Annotated in this window: 23 protein-coding genes and 1 pseudogene; 3 read left to right on the forward strand and 21 right to left on the reverse strand. The window is 63.0% G+C overall.

Annotation, left to right across the window (positions count from 1 at the left end; genetic code table 11):
- Positions 1-14 precede the first annotated feature (14 nt).
- The 12 genes from traD to KW568_RS09725 all read right to left on the reverse strand — a co-directional run bounded on the left by traD (position 15) and on the right by KW568_RS09725 (position 10,489).
- Positions 15-2,138, reverse strand: coding sequence for a type IV conjugative transfer system coupling protein TraD (gene traD / locus KW568_RS09670; protein ID WP_004575599.1), 2,124 nt, complete (start codon positions 2,136-2,138; stop codon positions 15-17).
- A 9-nt stretch (positions 2,139-2,147) separates the two neighbouring features.
- Complete coding sequence (locus KW568_RS09675; protein WP_050562513.1) at positions 2,148-2,567, reverse strand: integrating conjugative element protein; 420 nt, start codon at positions 2,565-2,567, stop codon at positions 2,148-2,150.
- Positions 2,564-3,118: a hypothetical protein gene (locus KW568_RS09680; RefSeq protein ID WP_004575597.1), complete on the reverse strand. Its 555-nt coding sequence runs from the start codon at positions 3,116-3,118 to the stop codon at positions 2,564-2,566. Before KW568_RS09680 ends, KW568_RS09675 begins: the two co-directional genes overlap by 4 nt.
- Positions 3,100-3,819: a TIGR03759 family integrating conjugative element protein gene (locus KW568_RS09685; RefSeq protein ID WP_004575596.1), complete on the reverse strand. Its 720-nt coding sequence runs from the start codon at positions 3,817-3,819 to the stop codon at positions 3,100-3,102. The genes KW568_RS09680 and KW568_RS09685 overlap by 19 nt, the downstream gene beginning before the upstream one ends.
- Positions 3,820-3,829: 10 nt before the next feature.
- A complete protein-coding gene (locus KW568_RS09690; RefSeq protein WP_004575595.1) occupies positions 3,830-4,501 on the reverse strand; it encodes a hypothetical protein in 672 nt (223 codons plus the stop codon).
- Positions 4,498-5,007 carry a PilL N-terminal domain-containing protein gene (locus tag KW568_RS09695; protein WP_033726461.1) on the reverse strand — a complete coding sequence of 170 codons (510 nt, stop codon included), beginning with the start codon at positions 5,005-5,007 and terminating at the stop codon, positions 4,498-4,500. Before KW568_RS09695 ends, KW568_RS09690 begins: the two co-directional genes overlap by 4 nt.
- A 130-nt stretch (positions 5,008-5,137) precedes the next feature.
- Positions 5,138-5,854: a hypothetical protein gene (locus KW568_RS09700; RefSeq protein ID WP_004575593.1), complete on the reverse strand. Its 717-nt coding sequence runs from the start codon at positions 5,852-5,854 to the stop codon at positions 5,138-5,140.
- A gap of 65 nt (positions 5,855-5,919) precedes the next feature.
- Positions 5,920-6,414, reverse strand: coding sequence for a JAB domain-containing protein (locus KW568_RS09705; RefSeq protein ID WP_004575592.1), 495 nt, complete (start codon positions 6,412-6,414; stop codon positions 5,920-5,922).
- Between the two features lie 65 nt (positions 6,415-6,479).
- Positions 6,480-6,737, reverse strand: coding sequence for a hypothetical protein (locus KW568_RS09710; protein WP_004575591.1), 258 nt, complete (start codon positions 6,735-6,737; stop codon positions 6,480-6,482).
- A 67-nt stretch (positions 6,738-6,804) separates the two neighbouring features.
- Positions 6,805-7,338 carry an STY4534 family ICE replication protein gene (locus KW568_RS09715; protein WP_004575590.1) on the reverse strand — a complete coding sequence of 178 codons (534 nt, stop codon included), beginning with the start codon at positions 7,336-7,338 and terminating at the stop codon, positions 6,805-6,807.
- A gap of 735 nt (positions 7,339-8,073) precedes the next feature.
- Entirely contained in the window at positions 8,074-10,047 is a 1,974-nt protein-coding gene (locus tag KW568_RS09720) for a DNA topoisomerase III (protein ID WP_004575589.1), read from the reverse strand.
- Between the two features lie 97 nt (positions 10,048-10,144).
- Positions 10,145-10,489, reverse strand: a complete 345-nt coding sequence (locus KW568_RS09725; protein WP_004575588.1) for a helix-turn-helix domain-containing protein — start codon at positions 10,487-10,489, stop codon at positions 10,145-10,147.
- Between the two features lie 141 nt (positions 10,490-10,630).
- Between KW568_RS09725 and KW568_RS09730 the strand changes: the two genes are divergently transcribed.
- On the forward strand, positions 10,631-10,858 hold the full coding sequence (locus KW568_RS09730) for a hypothetical protein (protein ID WP_004575587.1): 228 nt from the start codon (positions 10,631-10,633) through the stop codon (positions 10,856-10,858).
- Between the two features lie 93 nt (positions 10,859-10,951).
- On the opposite strand, the gene KW568_RS09735 is transcribed toward KW568_RS09730, so the two are convergent.
- The 9 genes from KW568_RS09735 to KW568_RS09775 all read right to left on the reverse strand — a co-directional run bounded on the left by KW568_RS09735 (position 10,952) and on the right by KW568_RS09775 (position 18,037).
- A complete protein-coding gene (locus KW568_RS09735) occupies positions 10,952-11,380 on the reverse strand; it encodes a single-stranded DNA-binding protein (protein WP_004575586.1) in 429 nt (142 codons plus the stop codon).
- Positions 11,381-11,385: 5 nt separating this feature from the next.
- Positions 11,386-11,880, reverse strand: coding sequence for a DUF3158 family protein (locus KW568_RS09740; protein ID WP_004575585.1), 495 nt, complete (start codon positions 11,878-11,880; stop codon positions 11,386-11,388).
- Entirely contained in the window at positions 11,877-12,632 is a 756-nt protein-coding gene (locus KW568_RS09745; protein WP_004575584.1) for a PFL_4669 family integrating conjugative element protein, read from the reverse strand. Before KW568_RS09745 ends, KW568_RS09740 begins: the two co-directional genes overlap by 4 nt.
- 151 nt (positions 12,633-12,783) lie before the next feature.
- Positions 12,784-14,001, reverse strand: a complete 1,218-nt coding sequence (locus tag KW568_RS09750; protein ID WP_004575583.1) for an STY4528 family pathogenicity island replication protein — start codon at positions 13,999-14,001, stop codon at positions 12,784-12,786.
- A complete protein-coding gene (locus tag KW568_RS09755) occupies positions 13,995-14,546 on the reverse strand; it encodes a DUF2857 domain-containing protein (RefSeq protein ID WP_004575582.1) in 552 nt (183 codons plus the stop codon). Before KW568_RS09755 ends, KW568_RS09750 begins: the two co-directional genes overlap by 7 nt.
- A 16-nt stretch (positions 14,547-14,562) precedes the next feature.
- Positions 14,563-16,074 carry a ParB family protein gene (locus KW568_RS09760; protein ID WP_004575581.1) on the reverse strand — a complete coding sequence of 504 codons (1,512 nt, stop codon included), beginning with the start codon at positions 16,072-16,074 and terminating at the stop codon, positions 14,563-14,565.
- Between the two features lie 14 nt (positions 16,075-16,088).
- Positions 16,089-16,967: a ParA family protein gene (locus tag KW568_RS09765; RefSeq protein WP_004575580.1), complete on the reverse strand. Its 879-nt coding sequence runs from the start codon at positions 16,965-16,967 to the stop codon at positions 16,089-16,091.
- Between the two features lie 3 nt (positions 16,968-16,970).
- Positions 16,971-17,186: an AlpA family transcriptional regulator gene (locus tag KW568_RS09770; protein WP_004575579.1), complete on the reverse strand. Its 216-nt coding sequence runs from the start codon at positions 17,184-17,186 to the stop codon at positions 16,971-16,973.
- A gap of 113 nt (positions 17,187-17,299) precedes the next feature.
- Positions 17,300-18,037, reverse strand: a complete 738-nt coding sequence (locus KW568_RS09775) for a hypothetical protein (RefSeq protein ID WP_004575578.1) — start codon at positions 18,035-18,037, stop codon at positions 17,300-17,302.
- 208 nt (positions 18,038-18,245) lie between these two features.
- Here KW568_RS09775 and KW568_RS31090 point away from each other — a divergent pair.
- Positions 18,246-18,400, forward strand: a pseudogene (locus tag KW568_RS31090) (IS5/IS1182 family transposase); the annotation flags it as partial.
- A 488-nt stretch (positions 18,401-18,888) separates the two neighbouring features.
- On the forward strand, positions 18,889-19,566 hold the full coding sequence (locus KW568_RS09780; protein ID WP_004575577.1) for a potassium channel family protein: 678 nt from the start codon (positions 18,889-18,891) through the stop codon (positions 19,564-19,566).
- Positions 19,567-19,630 lie beyond the last annotated feature (64 nt).

The following is a 19,630-nucleotide window of genomic DNA, read 5'->3' on the forward strand; positions in this document are numbered from 1 at the left end:
ACACAGCGTGCTCATCAGGAGTGCCTGCGCCCGGGTGGAGGCATCTCGGGATCAAAATCGACTGTCGGCGCACCGCCAGCGCTGCTCCACCAACTCCCCGCATTGGCGTTGTAGGACTCGCGCATGCGCGCGGCCAGGGCCTGCAGATCCGCAGGCATCGCATCGTCGCTAGCAGGCTTCGGTAGCGGCATACGCACTTTCCATAGCTGTCCCCCTTCCTGGAACGAGAACATCTGCCCCTTGGGCAGGGCGATGATGTGCGCCGGTTCGATCAGTGGCACGGCTGTCGTGGTAACCCGGTCCTGCGAGGAGGAGGTGAAGTCAGTCCTGGCATCAGGATCGGCGGTGTCCGTCGCGCCGGAGACCAGGGTGCGGGTCTGCACATTGACCTTGGGCAGCTGGTTGGTCAGCAATTGGGCGGTGGCGGTTTCCCGCACGCGAAGCATCTGCAGGGTGTTGAAATTGCCGATGACCTGGCCGGCCTTGGCCCGGTTGCCGATACGCGCCTCAATGTCGCTCAAGGTCTGGGTGTAGGCGGTGACCTGGATACCGGCGCCACCACCCTTGTTGATCAGCGGAATGAACTCGTCGCCCATCAGTTCGTTGAACTCGTCGGCGTGCAAGTTGATCGGCACCTTGTCCGCGGCGCTGGAGGAGCCTGGCAGGCCGTGGTCAATGCCGTGCTTGTAGATATGGCCGGCGACGGAGACCAGGTCGGCAAACATCGAGTTGCCGACGGCAGCCGCCACCTCGGCATCGGACAGCGCATCCAGACCGACGTAGACAATGCCGCGTTTGCGGATGACCTGCAGCCAGTCAAAGATCGGCCGCGGATCGTCGAGGTCGGTGTAGTTGGGGGCGAGCAGTTGCGCTGTCTTGCCGCTGGTGAGCTTTTCCAGCAGCGGCAACAGCGAGGCTACGATCTTGTCGAAGTAGGTGCGGTCGTAGCGCACCGCCGAGCGCAGGCCGTCCATCACCGGATCGAAGATGCGCTTGGCGGTCAGGTACTGCTCGATGGCGACCACACGCTTTTCTCGGCCGATCATGTGCCGCGGGATGTTCTTTTCGTTCAGGCGACCTTCGATTTGCACGATGGCTTCCCAGGCCTGTGGATCATGGCGGGCGAAGAAGTGCTGGGCGTATTCGACGAACAGCGCATCGATGTTCACCACGTGCCGCTGGATCTGCAGGTAGTCCGGGCGCCGGCCGAGCTCGATCAGGGCCCGGGCGATGATGTTGACGAAGCGCCAGGCAAACTCGCGAAACGCCGCTGAGTTGCCTTCGCCGCTGAGCTGGCCGGCGATCCGAGTGGCGACTTCGGATATGCGGCCGAAGCGGCCGATGGCGTTGTAGCGGGCGGAGATCTCCGGCCAGCCTAAGTGGAACACATAGAACTCATGTTCGCGGCCGGCGCGTCGCGCTTCCACGTACGTGCGCTTGAGCAGGTCGGCATCGCCCTTGGGGTCGAATACGATCACCACCTCCTGGCTGGGTCGGTGGATGTCCTGGGTGATGTACACCTCGGCCAGGCGCGTCTTACCGACCCGCGTGGTGCCCAGCACCAGGGTATGCCCGACGCGTTCGCCCAGCGGCAAGCTGGCTTCCTGTTCCATTGGCTCGACGCCGTGCAGCAATGGTGAACCACCCACCGGCGGCAGTGGCCGTACCGGGTTAAATGGACTATCCCAGGCAGTCAGGCGGGGCAGCAGCGACAGCCCGGGTGGGGCCTTCTCCAGCAAGTGTTCCATCCGCCGCGCCCACTGGTGGGCAGCCGATTGATTGACGTAGCGGGCCAGCGCCGGGTCCTGCGCCTCGAGCAGGCGCTGGGTGTGCAGGCGGGACCAGCGAAAGCCGCGGCCCATGAACAGGCGCTTGCCGCTCACCGGAATCTGGCGACTGGTCAGCGCATAGCGCGGCAGGCGGCGGATGTTGCGCCGGTAGCGCAGGACGATCCGTGCCTCGTTAAGCCGCTTCAGGCCGAATGCGGTGTAGGCCAGGGCCATGCCTGCGCCTACCTCGGGCGACAGGGCTACTGCCCAGGGCGAATACAGGCACAGAGCGCCGGCACCGGCGCAGATGCCCACGGTGTACAGTTCCACCGCAGGGCGCAGCAGGGATTCCATCGCATGCTCGCCCATGGTTCACCCTCACTGTTCCAGGCCGGTGGGCGTGATCAGCACCGGGTAGTACTGCAGCTCCAGGCGTTCGGCGATGTCGTTACCACTCACCGGCCAGATTTCCAGCCCCGGGGCTGACGCCTGGATGCGGCGCAACGCCTCGGCGTCGGCCACTTCAACCGCCAGGCCGCTGGCGCCCAGCTCCTGCAGCCTCTGTGCATGCTGTGCCAGCCATTCCATGGACGCGGGGTCTTGCCCTACCAGGAACAGCGGCGTGAACCCTGGCAGGTTTAAGGTCCTCGGCGGCACGGCACCGGGCGACAGGCGTGTGCTGTGTACGGGCAGGGCCCACGTCAGCGCGCGGGGATCGGGCCGCTGGCTGGGGGCCGCGAGCGCGGCAAACGTCCACCACAGGCACGTGCACAGCGTTACCCAGCACCGACGGTTCATGGCCGTGGCCCTCTCGGAGATCCCACAACTGCCTGAACCCGCTGCCAGTGCTGGCTGAACTGTCGGCGGTACTGCGCTGCGGGTTTACCGCCGGCAGGACGGTGATAGCGGCCTGCCGCCACGACCCAGTCACCGCTGTCGGCATAGTGGGCGCGCAGCAGCTCGGCAGTCACAGCTAGGTTGGCGCGAGGATCGAGAGCCTCGCAGGCACTGCGGTAGCGGTCCGGGTGGTAGCCGAGGTTGGTCTGGCCCAGACCGACATCGATTCGCTTGGGGTCGTGGCTGATCAGCGCCTGCTTGAGTGCGGCACACGCCTCATCACGGCGGGCGAAGCGCAGCGGTGTGCCGGCGACATTCAGGGTCCAAGGCCAGGGCATGAGGTGACCCCGCAGCGGCGTACCGCTCTCCTGCAGGGCGATGGCGAACAGCACTGACGCTGGGATGCCAGCGCGCTCGGCGGCCAGTTGATACGCCGGAGGCGGCAGCGAGCCCGCATGAACGGCCGTAGTGCCGGTCAAGGCCAGCGCCAGGATCAGTCGATACGCTGCCATTTGCCGTCCACCTGCTGGAAGCGCGCTGGCAAGGGGCGGCTGGCGCCCAGGGCGAACCAGCGGCCGCGGTCATGGTTGAGGGTGACCTGGCCACTGCTGACCTGGGCGGGGGTAATGCCGGCATCGCGTGCCCACTGGCGTAGACGCCCATCGTCACCCTGGCTGCCGACCAGGTACACATCGAGGTGTGCGCCGCTACGCAGCCACTGCTGGGTGTTGGTGGCGCAAGCAGTACAGTGTTCCTCCACAAACAGGGCAAAGCGGCCGGCAGGGGTAGCCGCTGGATCTTCGGCCATGCCCTGCACGGGCAGCATGCCCGGGAACAGTCGTGCCCAGGCGGCGGTGTAGGCCTTCTGGTAGGCCAACTCGCGCTCGGCACGTTTGGCTTCGAGACGGACCTGCAGCTCGGCGTAGCGTTGCCGTTCCTGGTCCGAGTCGGCCTCTACGCCAAGGGTGGTGAGTGGGTCGAGCTGCGGTGACCAATAGTGGCGAGGCCCAGCCTGCAGGCGCTCGAACTTGGCCCACTCATCATCGGTCAGCCCCCAGGCCTTGGCCCGAGCCGCAGCGGATACGTGTCGATCCAGCGGCGTCTGTTCGCTGAACTGCGGGGCCGAGTCGACCAGCTCTGGCGCGCTCCACGCCGCACCTGAAAACAGGTAACTGGGGAGCAGGATGAGCCAGAGAAAGGAGATCCGAGTCATACGCACCTCGTCACGGCAGTGGCAGTGTGAGGTCGCCCTGCCCGGGGACGTGGAACACCACCTGGTCTGCGCGAATCGCGCGCAGTTGCCAGCTGTTCAAGCTGTCGCCAGGCTGTAGCAGGTGTACGGTCGTGAGCGAATTGGCGCCGGCGGGTAGGGCTGCCACGAACCTGACGTCACCTCGGGTCTCGATACCCAGCAGGGTGAAGGGCGGGGTCAGAGGCTTGGCCTTGGCTTTCTCGCCCCTGAAGGCCTGCGACTGTGTGTTGGTGGCCGCAGGCGCAGCAGGGTGGACCGACAGTTGCTCTAACGTCGCCTCTGCCGAGACCAGCCGTTGTTCCAGCGCCTTCAGATCGTTGCTGCTTGGACCTGCCGGTGCTGCCTGGAGCGTCTTGAGCGAGGTGGCCAGTTCATCCTGCTGCTGGCCGAGGGCGACCTGCGACGCGGTGTGTCGACCTTGCGCCTCGCTCAGCGCAACGACCTGCGGCTGCAGCGTCGTGAACTTGGAGGACAAAGCATCGATATCGCGGCGCAGTGCTGGCGCTGGATCCGCCGGGGCATTACGGGCCTCGGCTTGAAGTTCGGCCAACTGCTGGTGATGGTTGTACGTTTCGGCGGCGAGCACCGCAGCGCCCAGGCACAGGGCACCGACCACCAAGGCCTGAAAATGGAGGACCTTCATGGCGTGAGCTCCAGGGTCGAGAAAGGGGGAACGGGCGACGGCACGCGCAGGGCATAGCACACGCTCCGTTCGACTGGATCGATGTCGAGTTGCCAGGCTGGGCCGCCGATGATGGTCAGGGCGTCCAGCAACGAGATCGGCCCGAGCTGGTGCTGCACCGCGGGCAGCGGGCGACGGAACAAGCGATCCACCACTGGGCTGTCGGCACACAGCGCGTAGCCCGAGCGGTGCAGCACGTGACGCAGGGCTTCACCGACGGTGGCATTCAGGGCTGGCGCGATCTGCACGTTGACCAATTGATACAGCGGCTGGCGCTGCTCCAGCGTGGGACGCGTGGTGACCAGGGTGTAACGGTCCTGGCGGACCCAGGCCGGAAGCTGGGTTTTCGGCTTGGGCGATGTCGCCGGCAAAGCGGGTGGTGCTGCGGGTGCAGGAGCCGGAGGTGGGGTGCTGCAGCCAGCCAGGGCGATCAGCAGACCGAGGGTGGGAAGTAGGGATGTGTCCATGACCGAGTCTCGACAAATGTTGCCGATACCATGGCGAAGGCGCGAGGCGAGTCCCCACTGGAAAACCGAATCTGTCGAGCTAGTTTTTCTATCAGCCACCACAAAAAAGGCGCCCGGGAGGGCGCCTTGGTCAGTCTTCGGTGAAGAGCGGTAGCTCCGCCAGTGGTGCGGCGTCAGGGTCAAAGATCAGCAAGCGGGTGTCTGCCTGGCCTGCCAGCATCAGCAGCTGGAGTAGCACCGGCGGGACATGGTCATCGCGCATGCGCGCACAGACTTCGCTGGCGCCCCAGCCGATCCTGCTGGCTTCATGTACCGCTACCCAGGGTGTCGAGTACAGCTTGCACCCCACGGCATGGTTGCTGTTGAGCTCGAAGCACTCGAAGAAGCTCGCCGGTGAATTGCACCAAGCGCGCACCTGCAGGTACTCGAAGTCGTCTGCGGGCAGGTGCGCGCTGCTGATTTCCCAACTACGGCTGTAGTGCCCGGTGGCAAAGGACAGTTGTTCGATCAGGTTTTGCGCAGCCTCGACGTTGCCGAGGTCGCCGATATGCATCGGGCGTCCGAGCTGATTGCCCAGGATCTGGTAGAGCACCGTGCTGACCAGGCCGTCGGCAGGGCAGCGCATGCGCACAAACTCGGGTACGCATACACCGTCGGTGATCACCGCGACGTCGTCATCGAACAGGCACGGTTGCAGGCTAATGACCTCATCGGGCAGCTCGTTCTGAGCCGGGTGCAGCGCGCGGTAGCACGGTGGGCAATCGTCGGCATAGCTGATCTGCAGGATACGCTCGTAGCGCAGGTCTTGGAAACCGCGAAGAAACGGATTGGTAAGGGAAGGGGGCATGGTTGTTCTCCGAAAGCGCCGAGGCCACCCCGAACGGGCGGTGACCTCTGGGGCAAAGTGGGCTGTCAGATCCAGCCATACTCGGCCAACGAAAGCGGAGTGCCTTCGCCGACGATGATGTGGTCCAGGACGCATACCTCGACCAGGGCCAAAGCCTCGGTCAGGCGGGTGGTGAGCACCCGATCGGCGCCGCTCGGTTCCGAGCAGCCGGAGGGGTGGTTGTGGCTGAAGATCACGGCGGCGGCATTGTGTTCGAGTGCCTTGATCACCACCTGGCGGGGATACACGGATGCACCGTCAATGCTGCCGGTGAAGAGGATGTCGAAGCTCAGCACACGGTGGCGCGAGTCGAGGCAGATCAGGGCAAACACTTCGTGGTGGTAAGGGGCGAGTTGCAGTTTCAAGTAGGCTGCGGCATCGGCGGGGGTTATCAGCACCTCGCCGCGCTGGAAGTGACGTTGGTCCAGCAGCTGCAGGGCCTCGCTGATCAGCGCATCCTCACGGACGCGTTGAGCCAGTACGGGATCGATCGGGTCGACCAGGTTCAAGGCGGGGTTCATGGGCAGTTCCTCGTGGCTAATGGAGCGCCCCTGGGGGCTTGCCCCAGGCTGGTTAAGGTGTGTGATCAAAGGCGCGTGAAGCGATGTCGCGTGCCGTGCAGTGGGCTTAGGCAGCCTTCGCACGGTTGCGTGGACAAGGCCTCGATACCGGCGCCGGTATGGGGATCGAAATCGGCGCTCAGGGGTAGCAGGGCCTGCAGTTGGGTGCGCATAAGGGCGATGCGTTGCTCGACGTCAGCCTCGCTGTAGTACAGCGACAGCGCGCTGAAGTCGTCGTAGGCGACCGCCTGTAGGCAGTCATCACAGAGCCAGAAGCTTTCCATGGCGACCTCCGACGTGAATGAACAACAGGCGCTCATGAGAGCGCCTGCTGCGGGTGGTCAACCTGCCTTAGGCAGACTGACGTGCGGCGGTGGATTTACGTGCAGCGGGTGGGGTGGGCTGGCCTTGGTCAGCGCTACCGTCAACCTGTTCCGACCCTGCTGATTCAGCAGCCTCAGGGGCTGCAGCAGCGTCGGTCCGAGCCGGCGCACGGTAGCTGAACTGACCGTCGACCTTGATCCACTCGATGAAGATCAATCGGCCTTTGAGGCTGGCGCCGGGTTGCCCCTTGCGCTCGCCTTTCTCGTACATGAACGGATCGACCCAGAGGTCGCCGATGCGAAACGCGATGAGGACTTTGCGTTCGGCACGGACGTCTTCCAGGTGTTCACGGATCAGCCGGTCGGCCTCACCGCTGGCGACCTTGCAGTCGAAGCGGGTGTACTCGACGTCGTCCGAGGCACCGTGCAAGGCAGCGATGTCACAGGCCATGAACGCTTGGCCGCGGCGAACCGGGACTTCGCGAACCCGGTTCAGGTAACCGATGCCTTGGGTGTGCAGGTTGAAGTAGGTGGTGGGGGCGTTATTGCTTGCAGTAGTCATGATGGAGCTCCTGTTCAGCAGAACGCGGACATCCACCGGCCCTGGCGGCTGGTGAGTTCCGCAAGGGGAGGTGCAAACACATGATCGGTTGAGAAGGCGCTCATCACCGATGGGGCGGTGACCGTGCGAGCTGCCGAGCGCGAGTCGCACTTTGGGGGAGAACCACCCGAAACGGGCGTAGCCTTGAAGGTCCCGGCTACCTGGGTGCTGTCAACGACAGCGAGGTGCAGCTCATCTATAAAACGCTCCAAAAGACCCGTCAACGGTGTTTTTCAGGCAGTCTAGGAGGGCGGAATCGGGTGGCTTGCTATGGATTCTCGGCGGCGAAAAAATAGCCCGACGGTCATCAGGCTAGGAAGAGTTGGACCACCCTTGACCGGCGATGTGGCACCGGAGTCCGTCGCAGACCCCCACTGCCGATCCACCTGGATCAACCGACCCTTGTCGTGGCCTGGGTCGGAATCAACTGGCACGCATCCGCGCACAAAAGGTGCCCAGTGTTTCGCCGGCGGGCACCGGAGCTGAGCATCGTCGCCGAAGCGGATGACCCCTAAGGCCTGGGACAAGCCGCACGGGTCATCCACCTGGGAGACTTGCAACGCTGAGAAGTCATCCGCAGATGCGCTGAAGTGTGGCTCCGAACTCTAGGAGTCTGACCGAACTGCCCGGAGCGAATCGGTCTAAGTCGCCAAGCGGCGAGGGGCCAGATCACTACACCAGCGCTGTGGTGTGCCGTCAAGTCATGCGTTTTTTCGCCCGTTTGGATTTTGCCACCGGTTTGGTGCCCTTGCATTCGGGGTAGCGGATACACGACCAGAAGCTGCCGGTGCGACCTATGCGCTGGCGCATGGCGCTGCGGCAAACCGGGCAGAAGGGCCCTTTGCTGGGGGGCGGGCGCAGGGTGAGCGTGGCGTTAATGCGCACCAGTCGAGTCAGCCACTCTGCCTGCTTGGCGAGAAAGGTCTCGACGCTCAGCTGGCCCGATTCGATGCGGTCCAGCGCCTGCTCCCACAGCGCAGTCATGATGGGGTCGGCCACCTCTGGTGGCACCGCTTCGATCAAGGTATGGGCCGCAGCTGAGGCAGCCAGGCTGCGTTTCTTCTTGGTCAGATAACCGTGGTCGATCAGGCCCTGGATGATCGATGCCCGGGTTGCCTCGGTACCAAGACCGCAGCTGTCCTTGAGCTTCTGCTTGAGCCGCGGTTCGGCCACCTGATTGGCGATGGTCTTCATCGCTTTGACCAGCGTGCCTTCGGTATACGCCTTGGGCGGTTGTGTGCGCTGTGCGTTGAGCGTGGCGTCGATCAGCACTGCCGTCGCGGATTCACGCAACGTCGGCAAACGCTGCGCCTGTTCGGCCGGCTCGGTGCCGTCGGCCTCGTTGATCACTGCCTTCCAGCCGCGAACCAGGATCTGCTTGCCGCGCGCCAGCAAATGGTCGGACTGGCTGTGCAAATGCGCCTGGGTTTTCAGGTACTCGTGCTCGGGTATGAGCTGCGCGAGATAGCGGGCGCGAATCAGTGTGTAAACCGCCCGCTCGCGCTCGGAGAGCTGCGCCAAATCCAGCGTGACGGCGGTGGGAATGATGCCGTGGTGCGCGGTGATCTTGCTGCTGTTCCAGGCACGGGAGCGGCGGCTGGGGTCGACTTCCTTGAGCACTGCCCCCAGCGAGGGTGCGGCTGCGGCCAGGGCGTGAAGCACGCGCGGCACCTCATCGAGCATACTCTCTGGCAAGTAGCCGCAATCCGTCCTCGGGTAGGTCGTTGCCTTGTGGGTCTCATACAGGGCCTGGGCGGTGGCCAAGGTCTCCTGTGCACCCAGTCCGAGCTTGGCCGAGCAGATCTCCTGCAGCGTGCCCAAGTCGAACGGCAGTGGCGGACCTTCGCGCACGCGCTCGACTTCGACGCTGTCGACCTGTGCGCTGCCAGCTTGAGTGAGGCGCCTGAGCGCCTGCTGCGCGGCGGTTTCGTCGATACAGCGTCCAGCCGCATCGCTGACCGCGGTCGGGGCCTGCCAGCGCGCTTGAAAGCGGATCCCGTCCTGCTCCAGGTGTGCATCGACGGTCCAGAATGGCTGCGGCACAAAGCTGGCGATCGCCCGGTCGCGCTCGACCACCAAGCGCAGGGTGGGCGTCTGTACGCGTCCCACCGGCAGCAGTCCATCGAAACCAGCGCGGCGGCCGAGCAGGGTAAATAGCCGGCTGAGGTTGATGCCGACCAGCCAGTCGGCACGGGAGCGAGCGAGGGCACAGTGGTACAGCGACAAGGTCTGCTCTCCTGGTCGCAAGGCGCTCAAGGCCCGTCGGATCGACGCTTCATCCAGTGCGGACAGCCATAGGCGCAAAATCGGCCCCTGGTACTGACAGCGATCGAGGATCTCCCGGGCGATCATCTCGCCTTCGCGGTCAGCATCGGTAGCGATGACCACCTCGCTGCAGGTGCGCAGCAGATGACTAATCACTTTAAGCTGACTGGCGACCTTGGGCTTGGCCACCAGTTGCCAGCGGCTGGGAATGATTGGCAGATCGTCCAGCGACCAGCGCTTGTAATCGCCATAGGTTTCAGGCGGCGCGGTCTCCAGCAGATGGCCGACGCACCAGGTGACGGTGACGTTCTGACCCTTCAGGCAGCCATCACCGCGATTGCTGGCCTGCAGCACCCGGGCGATATCGCGGGCTTGGGATGGTTTCTCGCAGATGAACAGGCGCATACACGTGCCCTCTCGGTGGGTACCGACAGGGTGGGGGTGTGGTTGCGAAGCGCCAGGGGAAATCCGAAGGTGCCGCGTTCATATCGGCGGACGGGTGTTACTTGCGTTGCGCGAGGTGGCTCGCCAGCGCTTTCAGAGACTCCAAGGCGAACTGCTTATCCGCTTCATCCAGCTCTTTGATGATCGAGTTGATTTGCACGCCCAGGTCCTGCGGCCGAGGGCTGATCGCCAGCAGCAACTCATCGGCGGGGCAGCCGTACAAGTCGGCCAATTGCAGCAGCTTGGACACCGAGAGCTCAACGAAGCCTCGCTCCAGGCGCGACACCGCTTCGCCGGAGATCTGCAGGTGCTCGCCGACCTGCGCCTGGGTCAAGTGCTGGGCACGACGATACTTCGCCAGCTGGCGACCAATGTGATGTGGACTAGGCTCTTTGACGGGCAATGGGGGCGCTCTCCAATTCGACCTATATGGTCGAACAGCACCCCAAAGATATGAACGACTCAGAAGGTTGACTAACAACCTTACGGGGCGTATTACCAAGAATAAGATGGATGACTCGACCGTCACCACGGAGGCAACAACTTGCACGGAACCCACCAGAGTGAGGCAGATGCGTTAGCGATCAAGGCCTATGAGCTGTTCATGGCCACCCATCTGGAACCGGACAAGGAGCAGGCTCGCGCCCGGCTGATTGCATGGGTTCAGGAGAGTCCGCTGCACTGGCGGGCGTTCCTTGCCCTGGACCAGTATTTGGCGGAAGTGAAGCAAATGCTTGAGCATGAGCGGAAAAAGAGTGCCCGGCGGGAGTAAAGCAACGGCAGTAGCCAATGTTGCCCGCTGAGCTGACTGTATGGCTCCAGTGATATCGCGCTGCGGGCGGCGATTCCACTGAGTACCACGCACTTACCCGGACTTGCGTGGCGCTTTATTGCCTCCCCCTTTGCGCGATGAGCTGGCGTTGTCGCTGGCTTTCTCGCGCATGGTCACCGAGGCCAGGCGGTGCGGCAGAATACCGATGCGCCGCGCTTCCACCTTGAACGTCACGCGCGCGTTGTCCTCGCTGTCCTCCCATTCTTCCTTGACCGTGCGCCCTTCAACCAGAACGCGCATGCCTTTCTGGTACAGCGTGGCCCAGTGCTCGGCGTCGCGGTTCCAGAGCTCGACGGGCGCCCAATAGCCGCCGCGATCCTCGTAGCCGCCTTCGCGAGGTACCGGGTTGTCGAAATAAACGTTCAGCCGCAGCAGGCGCCGCGGTTCATCCGGATTGGTGTTGAACTCCTGGTACTCCGGCACACTGCCGATGTTGCCTTCACCAACAAACAACGTACTCATGGGGGTTACTCCTCGGTGGGGGAACGGGTTACGGCGAGCTCGGCGGCCTCGAGCTTGCTGACGCCGGTGATGGCCTGGCGATACAGCGACTGCAGGCTGCTCATCTGCAGGTTCAGCACCACGCGATTGGTCTCCAGCTGATACAACGCCTGCCGCAGTTCCGGGTGCAGCCGCGGCTGAACCACGGCCTCCTGCCACACTTGCACGCCCATGCGCAGAAAATCCGGGCTGCGCCAGCGCAGGAAATCAGTGCCCGTCGCGCTGTGCTGGACGACCAGGCGCAGCTCCAGCAACGAGAAGGGTGGCTGGGCCATGATCGCCAGCATCACCGCCATCAACTCGGCGACCTGGGTGCGTAGGCGCAGGATCGTCTGGGCGAACTGCTGCAGCTCCCCCTTACCCTTAAAAGGCTTTAAAAGGCCTTTTAGGGAGGCACCTTGTGCGAATTCGCGATAGGCATCCGCTGACAAACGCCGGGTGATGGCTTCGGCCAAGGTCATGCCTCACCCCCGTCGTTCGCGGTGTCCGCTGTTGGCTGCTCCTCGGCTTCCGGCGGATTCGGGCCTTCGATCTCGGAATGCGCGTGGCTGCGGGCAATCGGTGGGGCGAACTGAGAGCGGCGCGTCCCTTCGAGAATGTCCTGCGGCAGGGTGCCGAACTTGTCGATGGCGTCGCGGGCGCGGGCGTTGTTAGCGGCCATGTCGTCGCGGCTCACCCCGGCCAGGCGGTAGCGCTGCGCCAGGCCGAACAGGCTGCGCAGCAGATGCGCGCCGCCATCGATCCAAGACTCCATGTCGGCTCGGCCGATCAGCGCCGTATGGTGGGCAAGCAGCACCCGCCGGACCAGGGTGTCGTAGTCGGTGAGCAGGTAGATCGCGAGAAAGCCCAGCTGGCTGCCAATGAACAGCGGCAGGGTGACGGGATGGATGTTGAGGTTGTCGCCGACATCGACCTGCGTGGGCAGGGCCCGTTCCACGCGGCTCATTTGCTGCGTCAGCGTGGCCATGTCCAACCTGGCTTGCAGCAGCTTTTCCTCCAGTTGCAGCATGAACCAGTCTGCATACGGATCACCCTGGCTGCTGGCGTGCTTGAGCAGGTTGGTGACGCTGATGTAACCAGGCATGCCCAGAATCGGGTGTACCCCATCGCGGCCGCTGCGCCCCTGCCACAGCCGCGCCGCATGATGCGTGTGCAGGGTGAGGGTGATGCTGCTGCGCAGGGAGCCCAGGTTGAGTTGGTAGTGATCGACCATCGCCAGTACCTCGCCGTCGGAATGACGCCGACGATGGGCCTAACCCTTGCCGGCGACGCGAATCATCGCGAAGGTGGATTGCTCGCATTTTCCCGAGAGTGGATCTCCATGGAAACGATGGCATCGACATTAGATCCACCGAGTTCCAGCCCTATGTAGCCGCAGTGATCCCTCGGCAGCGTTGTTTCAGTTCCTCCAGGCAGGAGAGGGCAAGTGGCGACGCGGTGCGCTGACCGCTGCGCTTGGATCGCTCGCGGGGCGGTTGCTCCGACGTAGGCTTGGCTGTGCGTGAGGGAGGGGTTGAGGATTTCTCTTCCTCGGTACGCGCGGCCCACAGGGTGAACTCGCCCTGGCAGGCGCGCTTGATCAAGCCCATCAGGTAGGCGACGGGTTTTCGGATCTCACCGCGGGCGCAGCGCACCGCCGCTTCATTGATCACCGCTTGTTGCTGTTCCGGCTCGAGCTGACGCATTGCCTGGGAGGCCATGCGCCGCTCGTTCGGGTTCAGCGGTAAATCTTCGGGCCATCGCGCACGACCAAACTCCACCTGCCCCAGTACCGTACTTTTTTTGCTTTGGTCTTTCTGTACTGTACGGCCAGCGTCGGCATTCCGAACCACAGCCAAATCCGCTGCATTGCCGCAGGGTTCGGGATCTGTTGCGCCAGCCGAAGAATTCCGAACGAGGTCGTGTGCGCCAGGTTCGGAATCCTCTGTCTTTGTTTCATCGTTCATCAGCGGCAGTGTTTGCTGTTGGACTAGCGGCAGCGAGCCGAGCCTGTCCTTGTCGAGCTGGGACACCTGGGGGTCGGCCTGGATTTCGGCGATCACATGCTGCGCCACGTCCCGGACCCCTTTGGTGGCATGAGAGAGGTTCTGTCGCAGCAGCGCCGCATAGCCGCTGTCCAGCTCCAGTTGCTCGGCCGCGGTCAACGGATCACCGTGCAGCACGTAGACGCAACCGCGCAGGCAGCCGTTGGCATCGCGTGAGCGCTCCACCAAGCTGAGCCAGCGGGTGCTGCGCAGGACATTGAGTGCGCGGGCGATGGTTTCCCGCGAGGCCTGCGCGCCGCAGGGACTGGTCGCCAGGTAGGGCTGCAGGTCCTGGTAGCGTGGCGTCTTGACCTTGCGTTCGGTGATCAGCCAGCGCAGTACCTGCCAGGTGTTGCGCTCCAGTGGCGTCAGGCGGCGGTCCAGCAGCAAGGTCTGCGGCAGCGGGTTGTTGTCGCCGTAGTAGATCGTCCGCACCGCGGGCTCCTGGGTGGGGACAACCAGTTTGCCGTTCGCCGCGTACCACTCATTTCGGCGCCGAAGGGCGTCGTAGCACTGACGCACCACGTCCTGCCAGTCGACCTCGTAAAAGCTCAGCATGGTGTGCCTCCGTACAGTTCGACCTGTTGCCAGACCAGGGTCAGGCTGATGTGTTGCTCCTCGGCCAGCATCATCATGGTGTCCAGCGGATCGTTGTCCGGATCCTCTGTGCGCAGCTGGCTCCAGCGATTCCACACGGCATGCTCCTGCGCTTCACTGAGCTGGACCGGCCGACCGCGGTGCGTCTCGATCTTCAGCACACGGCGGCGCAACGCGGTCTCCGAATGGTCCAGGCCGAAGCAGCGGTACATGATGTTGGAGCTTGCGCCCAACTTGAGCGCCCGGTTGATCAAGCGCTCGTTCTGTTCGTCGCGCTCGGCCTGAACGATCAGGCGGCGCAACACGGTGATGTCGACCTTCACTTCGACCCAGGCGATCGACGAGTGCGCCAGGTGGGACAAGGTGGTCGGCGGCAGCGACTGCAGCACCTCGATGTCTTCATCGGCTAGGCCCAAGGCTTTGCAGCGCTGTAACCGGCCAAGGCGCAGCTCATGCAGCACCTGGTTCAACATGGCATGGTTCAACAGATTGAAAGTCGTGTTCATGAGGTAGCTCCTCACGTTATCGAGTGGACGACAGCGTCAGTTCGATCAACTGCCGGGCGTGGCGGATCAGCGTGAACAGCTGCTCCAGCTGGGCATCAGGAAGGCGTTTAAGGCCCACCGTCAGGGCTGGGCGGTCGGTGAAGGGCAGGTCGTAAACGCCGATCAGCAGCTGACCAAACAGTGCTGCCGGCAACTGCTGGCGTTCCTTCCAGGCCACGTCGTCCTGCAGGCGCAGCAGGGCCGAGAGCAGCAGCTGGATACCGGTGTGCCGCGGGCTGAGTCGCTCGCCATGCCCCGGTGAAAGCGTGAAGCCCAGGCCGTCCACGAGCGGGCTGATCATGTCGCGGGCGTCTGCGTAAGCGGCAAGGTCGGCAGCCAGGGCGGCGCATCTCGCGCGCAAGTCGCTGATATCGTCCAGTGGCCCGGGGCATGATGGTGACGCGACGATCGGGCTCGGAGCATCCTCGAGCTCTTCCAGGGGCTTGTCTGGCAACGGTTCGTCACCCAGCGCTTGGCGTATATCGGGTAGGCGTGGTGCCTGCAGTGGCTGGAGGGCCTCAGCTGGCTCCGGATCTGGCTCTAGCTTGGGCGCCGTGGTCTGTCTTCCCGGCGCATGGACAGGTGTTGGTGAGGCTGCTGGGGACTGGCCAGACAGGGCGGGTAGCGAGGGACGTTGTCCCTGGTGCAGCTCCAGTGCCAACAGACGAGGTGTTTGCTCCAGGCTCACTGCCATCCTGGCAATCAATTCGTCCTGCAGCTCACTCGAGTCCAGCTCGGGCTTTTCACCGTCGAACGCTGATAGCACTTCAAACCACAGCAGCGGGAACTGCTCGGGGCTGCCGAAGTACCGGTTCCAGATCGCCTCAGCCCGCCGTCGCAAGCTGATGAGGCGCCCGATGGCGTTTTTGCCCAGGCCCGCGTACAACACCTGCGGGATGACGGGGAGCAGGTACTCGAGTGCGTCGAACATGCGGCTGATGTGTGACTGCGAGATGGGATAGCCACCCTCGCTCAAGCGCGTCGCGAGTTCGCGCTGGGTGAGGTGGGCGTCGCTGGGCTGAAACATGTCCTGCAGCTTCGCCACGGCCAGCGCCCGCTCGATAAACGTCAGCTGGCCATGCAGGTCACTCTCGGCCAGGTGCCCGAGCAAGGCATGCGCTTCCGATTGCCAAGGGCGGAACAGGCAATGGATGCGGAAGAACCGCTCTTCGCGCGTTTCCTGCCACAGCTCACCGAGGATGCTCAGGCGAGTGTTGCCGCCATTACGGATGATGAAGTGCGATTCATCGGGCCGGCGGGTGATGGCGGGCGGTTGATCCAGGCCGCGCTCACGAATTGAAGCCTTGATATTGTCATACAGCGGGTTGCGCACCACACGCGGGTTGAGCTCGTAGGGCCGCAGTTGCTCGAGACTGACCACCATCGGTGTATCGCCGACGAGGACTGCCGGGAGGTCGCGTCCGTGCTTCTGCGGAAAGTGCGCCTGCTGCAGTTGGCGTGTAATGTCTTCGGAGGTCGGCGGCTTCATCACTTATTCTCCGGTCAGCCGCGGCGGATCAACTGGTGCTCGGCGGTGGCCGGGCGGCCAGATGCAAGCGCGGTAAGAGCACCGAGCTGCTCGGCCCATTGCGGGAACAGCTCAATGGCCAAGCCACACATGATCTCGGCGGCACAGGGGTTGCGGCTGCCGGGCGGTGGAACTGGCTCTACGCGGTGCACAGGCAGGCCGAGCGAGGCGGCATTGGGATAAGCCACGCGGTCGGGGAGCACCGAACTGCAGACGCTGACATGGGGATCGTCCTGAAAAGAGGCTTGCAGGCTTTGCATGATCAAGCGCGTATCACGGCGATTGGCGTTGACCTGGTTGAGCAAAAGCTTCACTGACGGCAAGGCAATGCCCAAGTAGCGGTAGGGCTCCAGCTCTTCGAATAGGCCCAGCGTGCCGCGACGCAGCTCGCGCGCGGCAAGCATTTCTGGAGGGACTGGGCACAGAGCGCAAGCGGAGGCGAGGATGACCATTTCCACCACTACGCTGCGTGCGCCTTGGGTGTCGATGATCAGCACATCGTAATGATTCTCGAAGGTGGGTAGCAGGTTGCGCAGGCGCAGACGGCCATCGGCCGCGTGCAGCAGCAGGGTGCTGATGTGCCCGGCACGGTCGTTGGAGACGATCAGGTCCAGGTGCCGGATGACTGTGGTGGAAATGATCTGCTCAGGCGCCGTGAGCCGTTGAGCGATCAGCTCGTAGCTGCCGGCACCACGGGACTCGCTCAAGGCGTAGTAGCTGGATAGCGTCGGTTGGCTGTCCAGGTCCAGCAGCAGGACGCGAAGGCCGGCATCGGCGAGCACACCGCCTAGGTTGGCGGCGACGGTGGTCTTACCCGCGCCGCCCTTGGTCGAGATCAGCGAGAGGACGTCCATGATTCAGTCCCTCGTGGAGAGCCGGTCTTGGACCCACTGTTCGATTTCCAGTGAGTCCCAACCGACGGCGCGCGTGCCGATGCGCCGGCACTGCGGGAACTGACCAGCCTTCATCAGGTTGTAGATGTGCGAACGCTTGAAACCGGTTTTCTGCTCTACTTCGTCGCGGCGCATGATGTGGCGGTCGGCAGGCAGAGGGGCAGGGCTGGTCGGTTGCATGATGTCACTCCGTAGCGCCGGGTGGCGCGTGGTGGGATGTGACAGTCAGTGAAGGCCGGCAGTGGCGGAAAAGCATTGCCAGGCAATGCTCGGCATTGCCTGGCAATACGGCTTCAGCCCTGTAGGGCTTGGGCCAAACGACGACGCGCTTCGGCAAATCTCCGATCAATGGTGTGTTTTCTAAGGCCGCTTACGCCGGGAAACCGGAGGGTAATGGCCGCGACCAAGGCGGCCTGGCTTGGATAAATCGACAGCACTTGGCCGCTCTTCGATTTGCCCAGCGTGACCTCCAGTACGGCGCCGACGAGCAGGTCGTGCGTGTCTTCAGTTACCTCGGAGGATATCCCCCTGGACTCAAGCCGGGCTGACAACTCGTTATTGAGTGCGGTGAGAGCCGCCAGTTCTTCTGTCGTCGTGGAATACGTTTGCTGCATCCTTTCTATCGTACGCTGGGCAACTTCTAGCTCTGCTTGCTGAGCAAGATAGGTATCCAGCCTGATGCAACTTGAATGATCAACACTCTGCGGGAACAGGAACGCGGGCCTCTCATCCGGAAAGGTGCGTAGGAACCAAACCAGAAGATCGGCACGTCGAATGGACCAGTACAAACGGTGCGCCTGGTTCTCCGAAGAGATCGGGCGCCCCAAGTAGGTCGCAGGTAGCTCACCGCAGACGATGGCGTCGTAGATGTATTCCGCATACTTGTGCAGAGAGGGCCATTGCGGGAAATGCTTGAGCAGGCTGCCGGGGTGTGAGAGATCGACACGCAAAATCTCCTCTTCATAGTCGGCAAGGTCACACCAGAGAATGGCGGCATCGATAGGGTGGTAACAGCTTTTGATTGAGATCATGGCACACAGCCTCCTGCTGCGTTCGTCCTAGAATCGCCGGCGGGGGCGTTGCTGGGCCTTCGTCGAGCGAGCCAATTACCAAGAGACCATTTTCAGATCCAGTGCAGGAGACCTTGCGAGGGACGATTGGTTCGGTGCGCGCGATTTTGGTGCGACAAGTTTTGACGCGAAGGTGTTTATTGGGACTGAGGCACAAAGATAGACCATCACTGACCTGGAATACCTGATGCTGGAGGGTAGCTTCGTCCGAGTTCATCAGCATGGTACCGCAAAAAAACAGCACAAGCCGCCGAGACCATGGGGAAGTCCCGAGGTGGCTTGAGCACCAAGATTCACGCAACTGTGGGTGCTCTCGGTAACCCCGCAGTATAGCCTTTGTGTTGAAGTGCCTGCTGCAGCCAGCCACCCAGCCACCCACCCACCCCACGCCCCTGCCCCTGCGCTCTGGGTGCAGGGGCGTGGGGTGGGTGGGTGGCTGGGTGTGTTCAAAGTTAAATATCTCAGGTCAGCGTCTTGACGACTCATTCGAAGCGTGCTCTCAAAACGCCCCGCCGCACTAACCTTTGTCATCGAACTCCATCATGCGCTGGGCAACGAATTGGTCGCTTGCTAGAGCTGATCAGCATTTCCCCTCTTTCTTAAACGGCTAAGTCAATGCCATAGTGGGGCTGGTCATCGTGCTTTGCTGGGGAAAGTTAAGTTCGCAAAATCATCGCTGGCCAAGTGCCACGATTTTCATCCGATTTTGGCCGTTGAGCTTCTTAGGCTGGTTCAATTACACCGCTTCCTGGGACACTATCAGTGAAACCGACCGTTTGTTGTTGGATTATGCATTTCCGAGGGGCGCTGCTATGTTGATTCGAGGTGTGGGCCGCGCCGTGGGGGATATCTTCTACCAGCGCTGTTTCTATTTGTTCCTCATGCTGATGGCCTTCATTGCCGTGGTGTCGTTCATCGAGCCGACGCCGGTGGGCCGCATCACCATCGCGGGCGCCAATGCCTTCCTGATAGTGGCGACGGTCGCGTCGGTCGGCCGCACCACGCTCTCTTTCGTGCTGGCGCTGGTGCTCGCCGTCCCGGCACTAGTCTATCAATGGGTTGCTCTGCGATCAGGTGATCTGCACGCGCTGATCGTGTCGCGCTGGATTGCTGTTGCGCTCTATGCCACCGCGATCGGTTACCTGATGCGTTACGTGTTCCAGCGCGAGGTGATGACGGCTGATAAACTGTTCGGCGCTGCCTCGATGTACCTGTTGATCGGCATCTTCTGGGCGTTCCTGTATGCGATGGTGGACAGCTACCATCCCGGGTCATTCACGTTGGGCGGCCAGACGACGACCCCCGACTTTTTCGACTTCGTCTATTTCAGCTTCACCGTATTGACCAGCACCGGCTTCGGCGACTTCGCGCCGCTCGGCCGGCAGGCGCGTGGCATCTGCACGGTGGAGCAGATTGTCGGATCGTTGTTTGTGGCGATACTGATTGCGCGGCTGGCCGGGGTTTACCCCCCGGGGGTGAAGGCGCAGTGATTGTGGCGGTGTCGAAGAGTGGATGAGAGCCAGCCATTGCGCGGCTTGAGTTCAAAAAACTACG

The sequence above is a fragment of the Pseudomonas sp. HD6515 genome (assembly GCF_024971855.1).
In the GTDB taxonomy this organism is placed as follows: Bacteria; Pseudomonadota; Gammaproteobacteria; order Pseudomonadales; family Pseudomonadaceae; genus Aquipseudomonas; species Aquipseudomonas alloputida.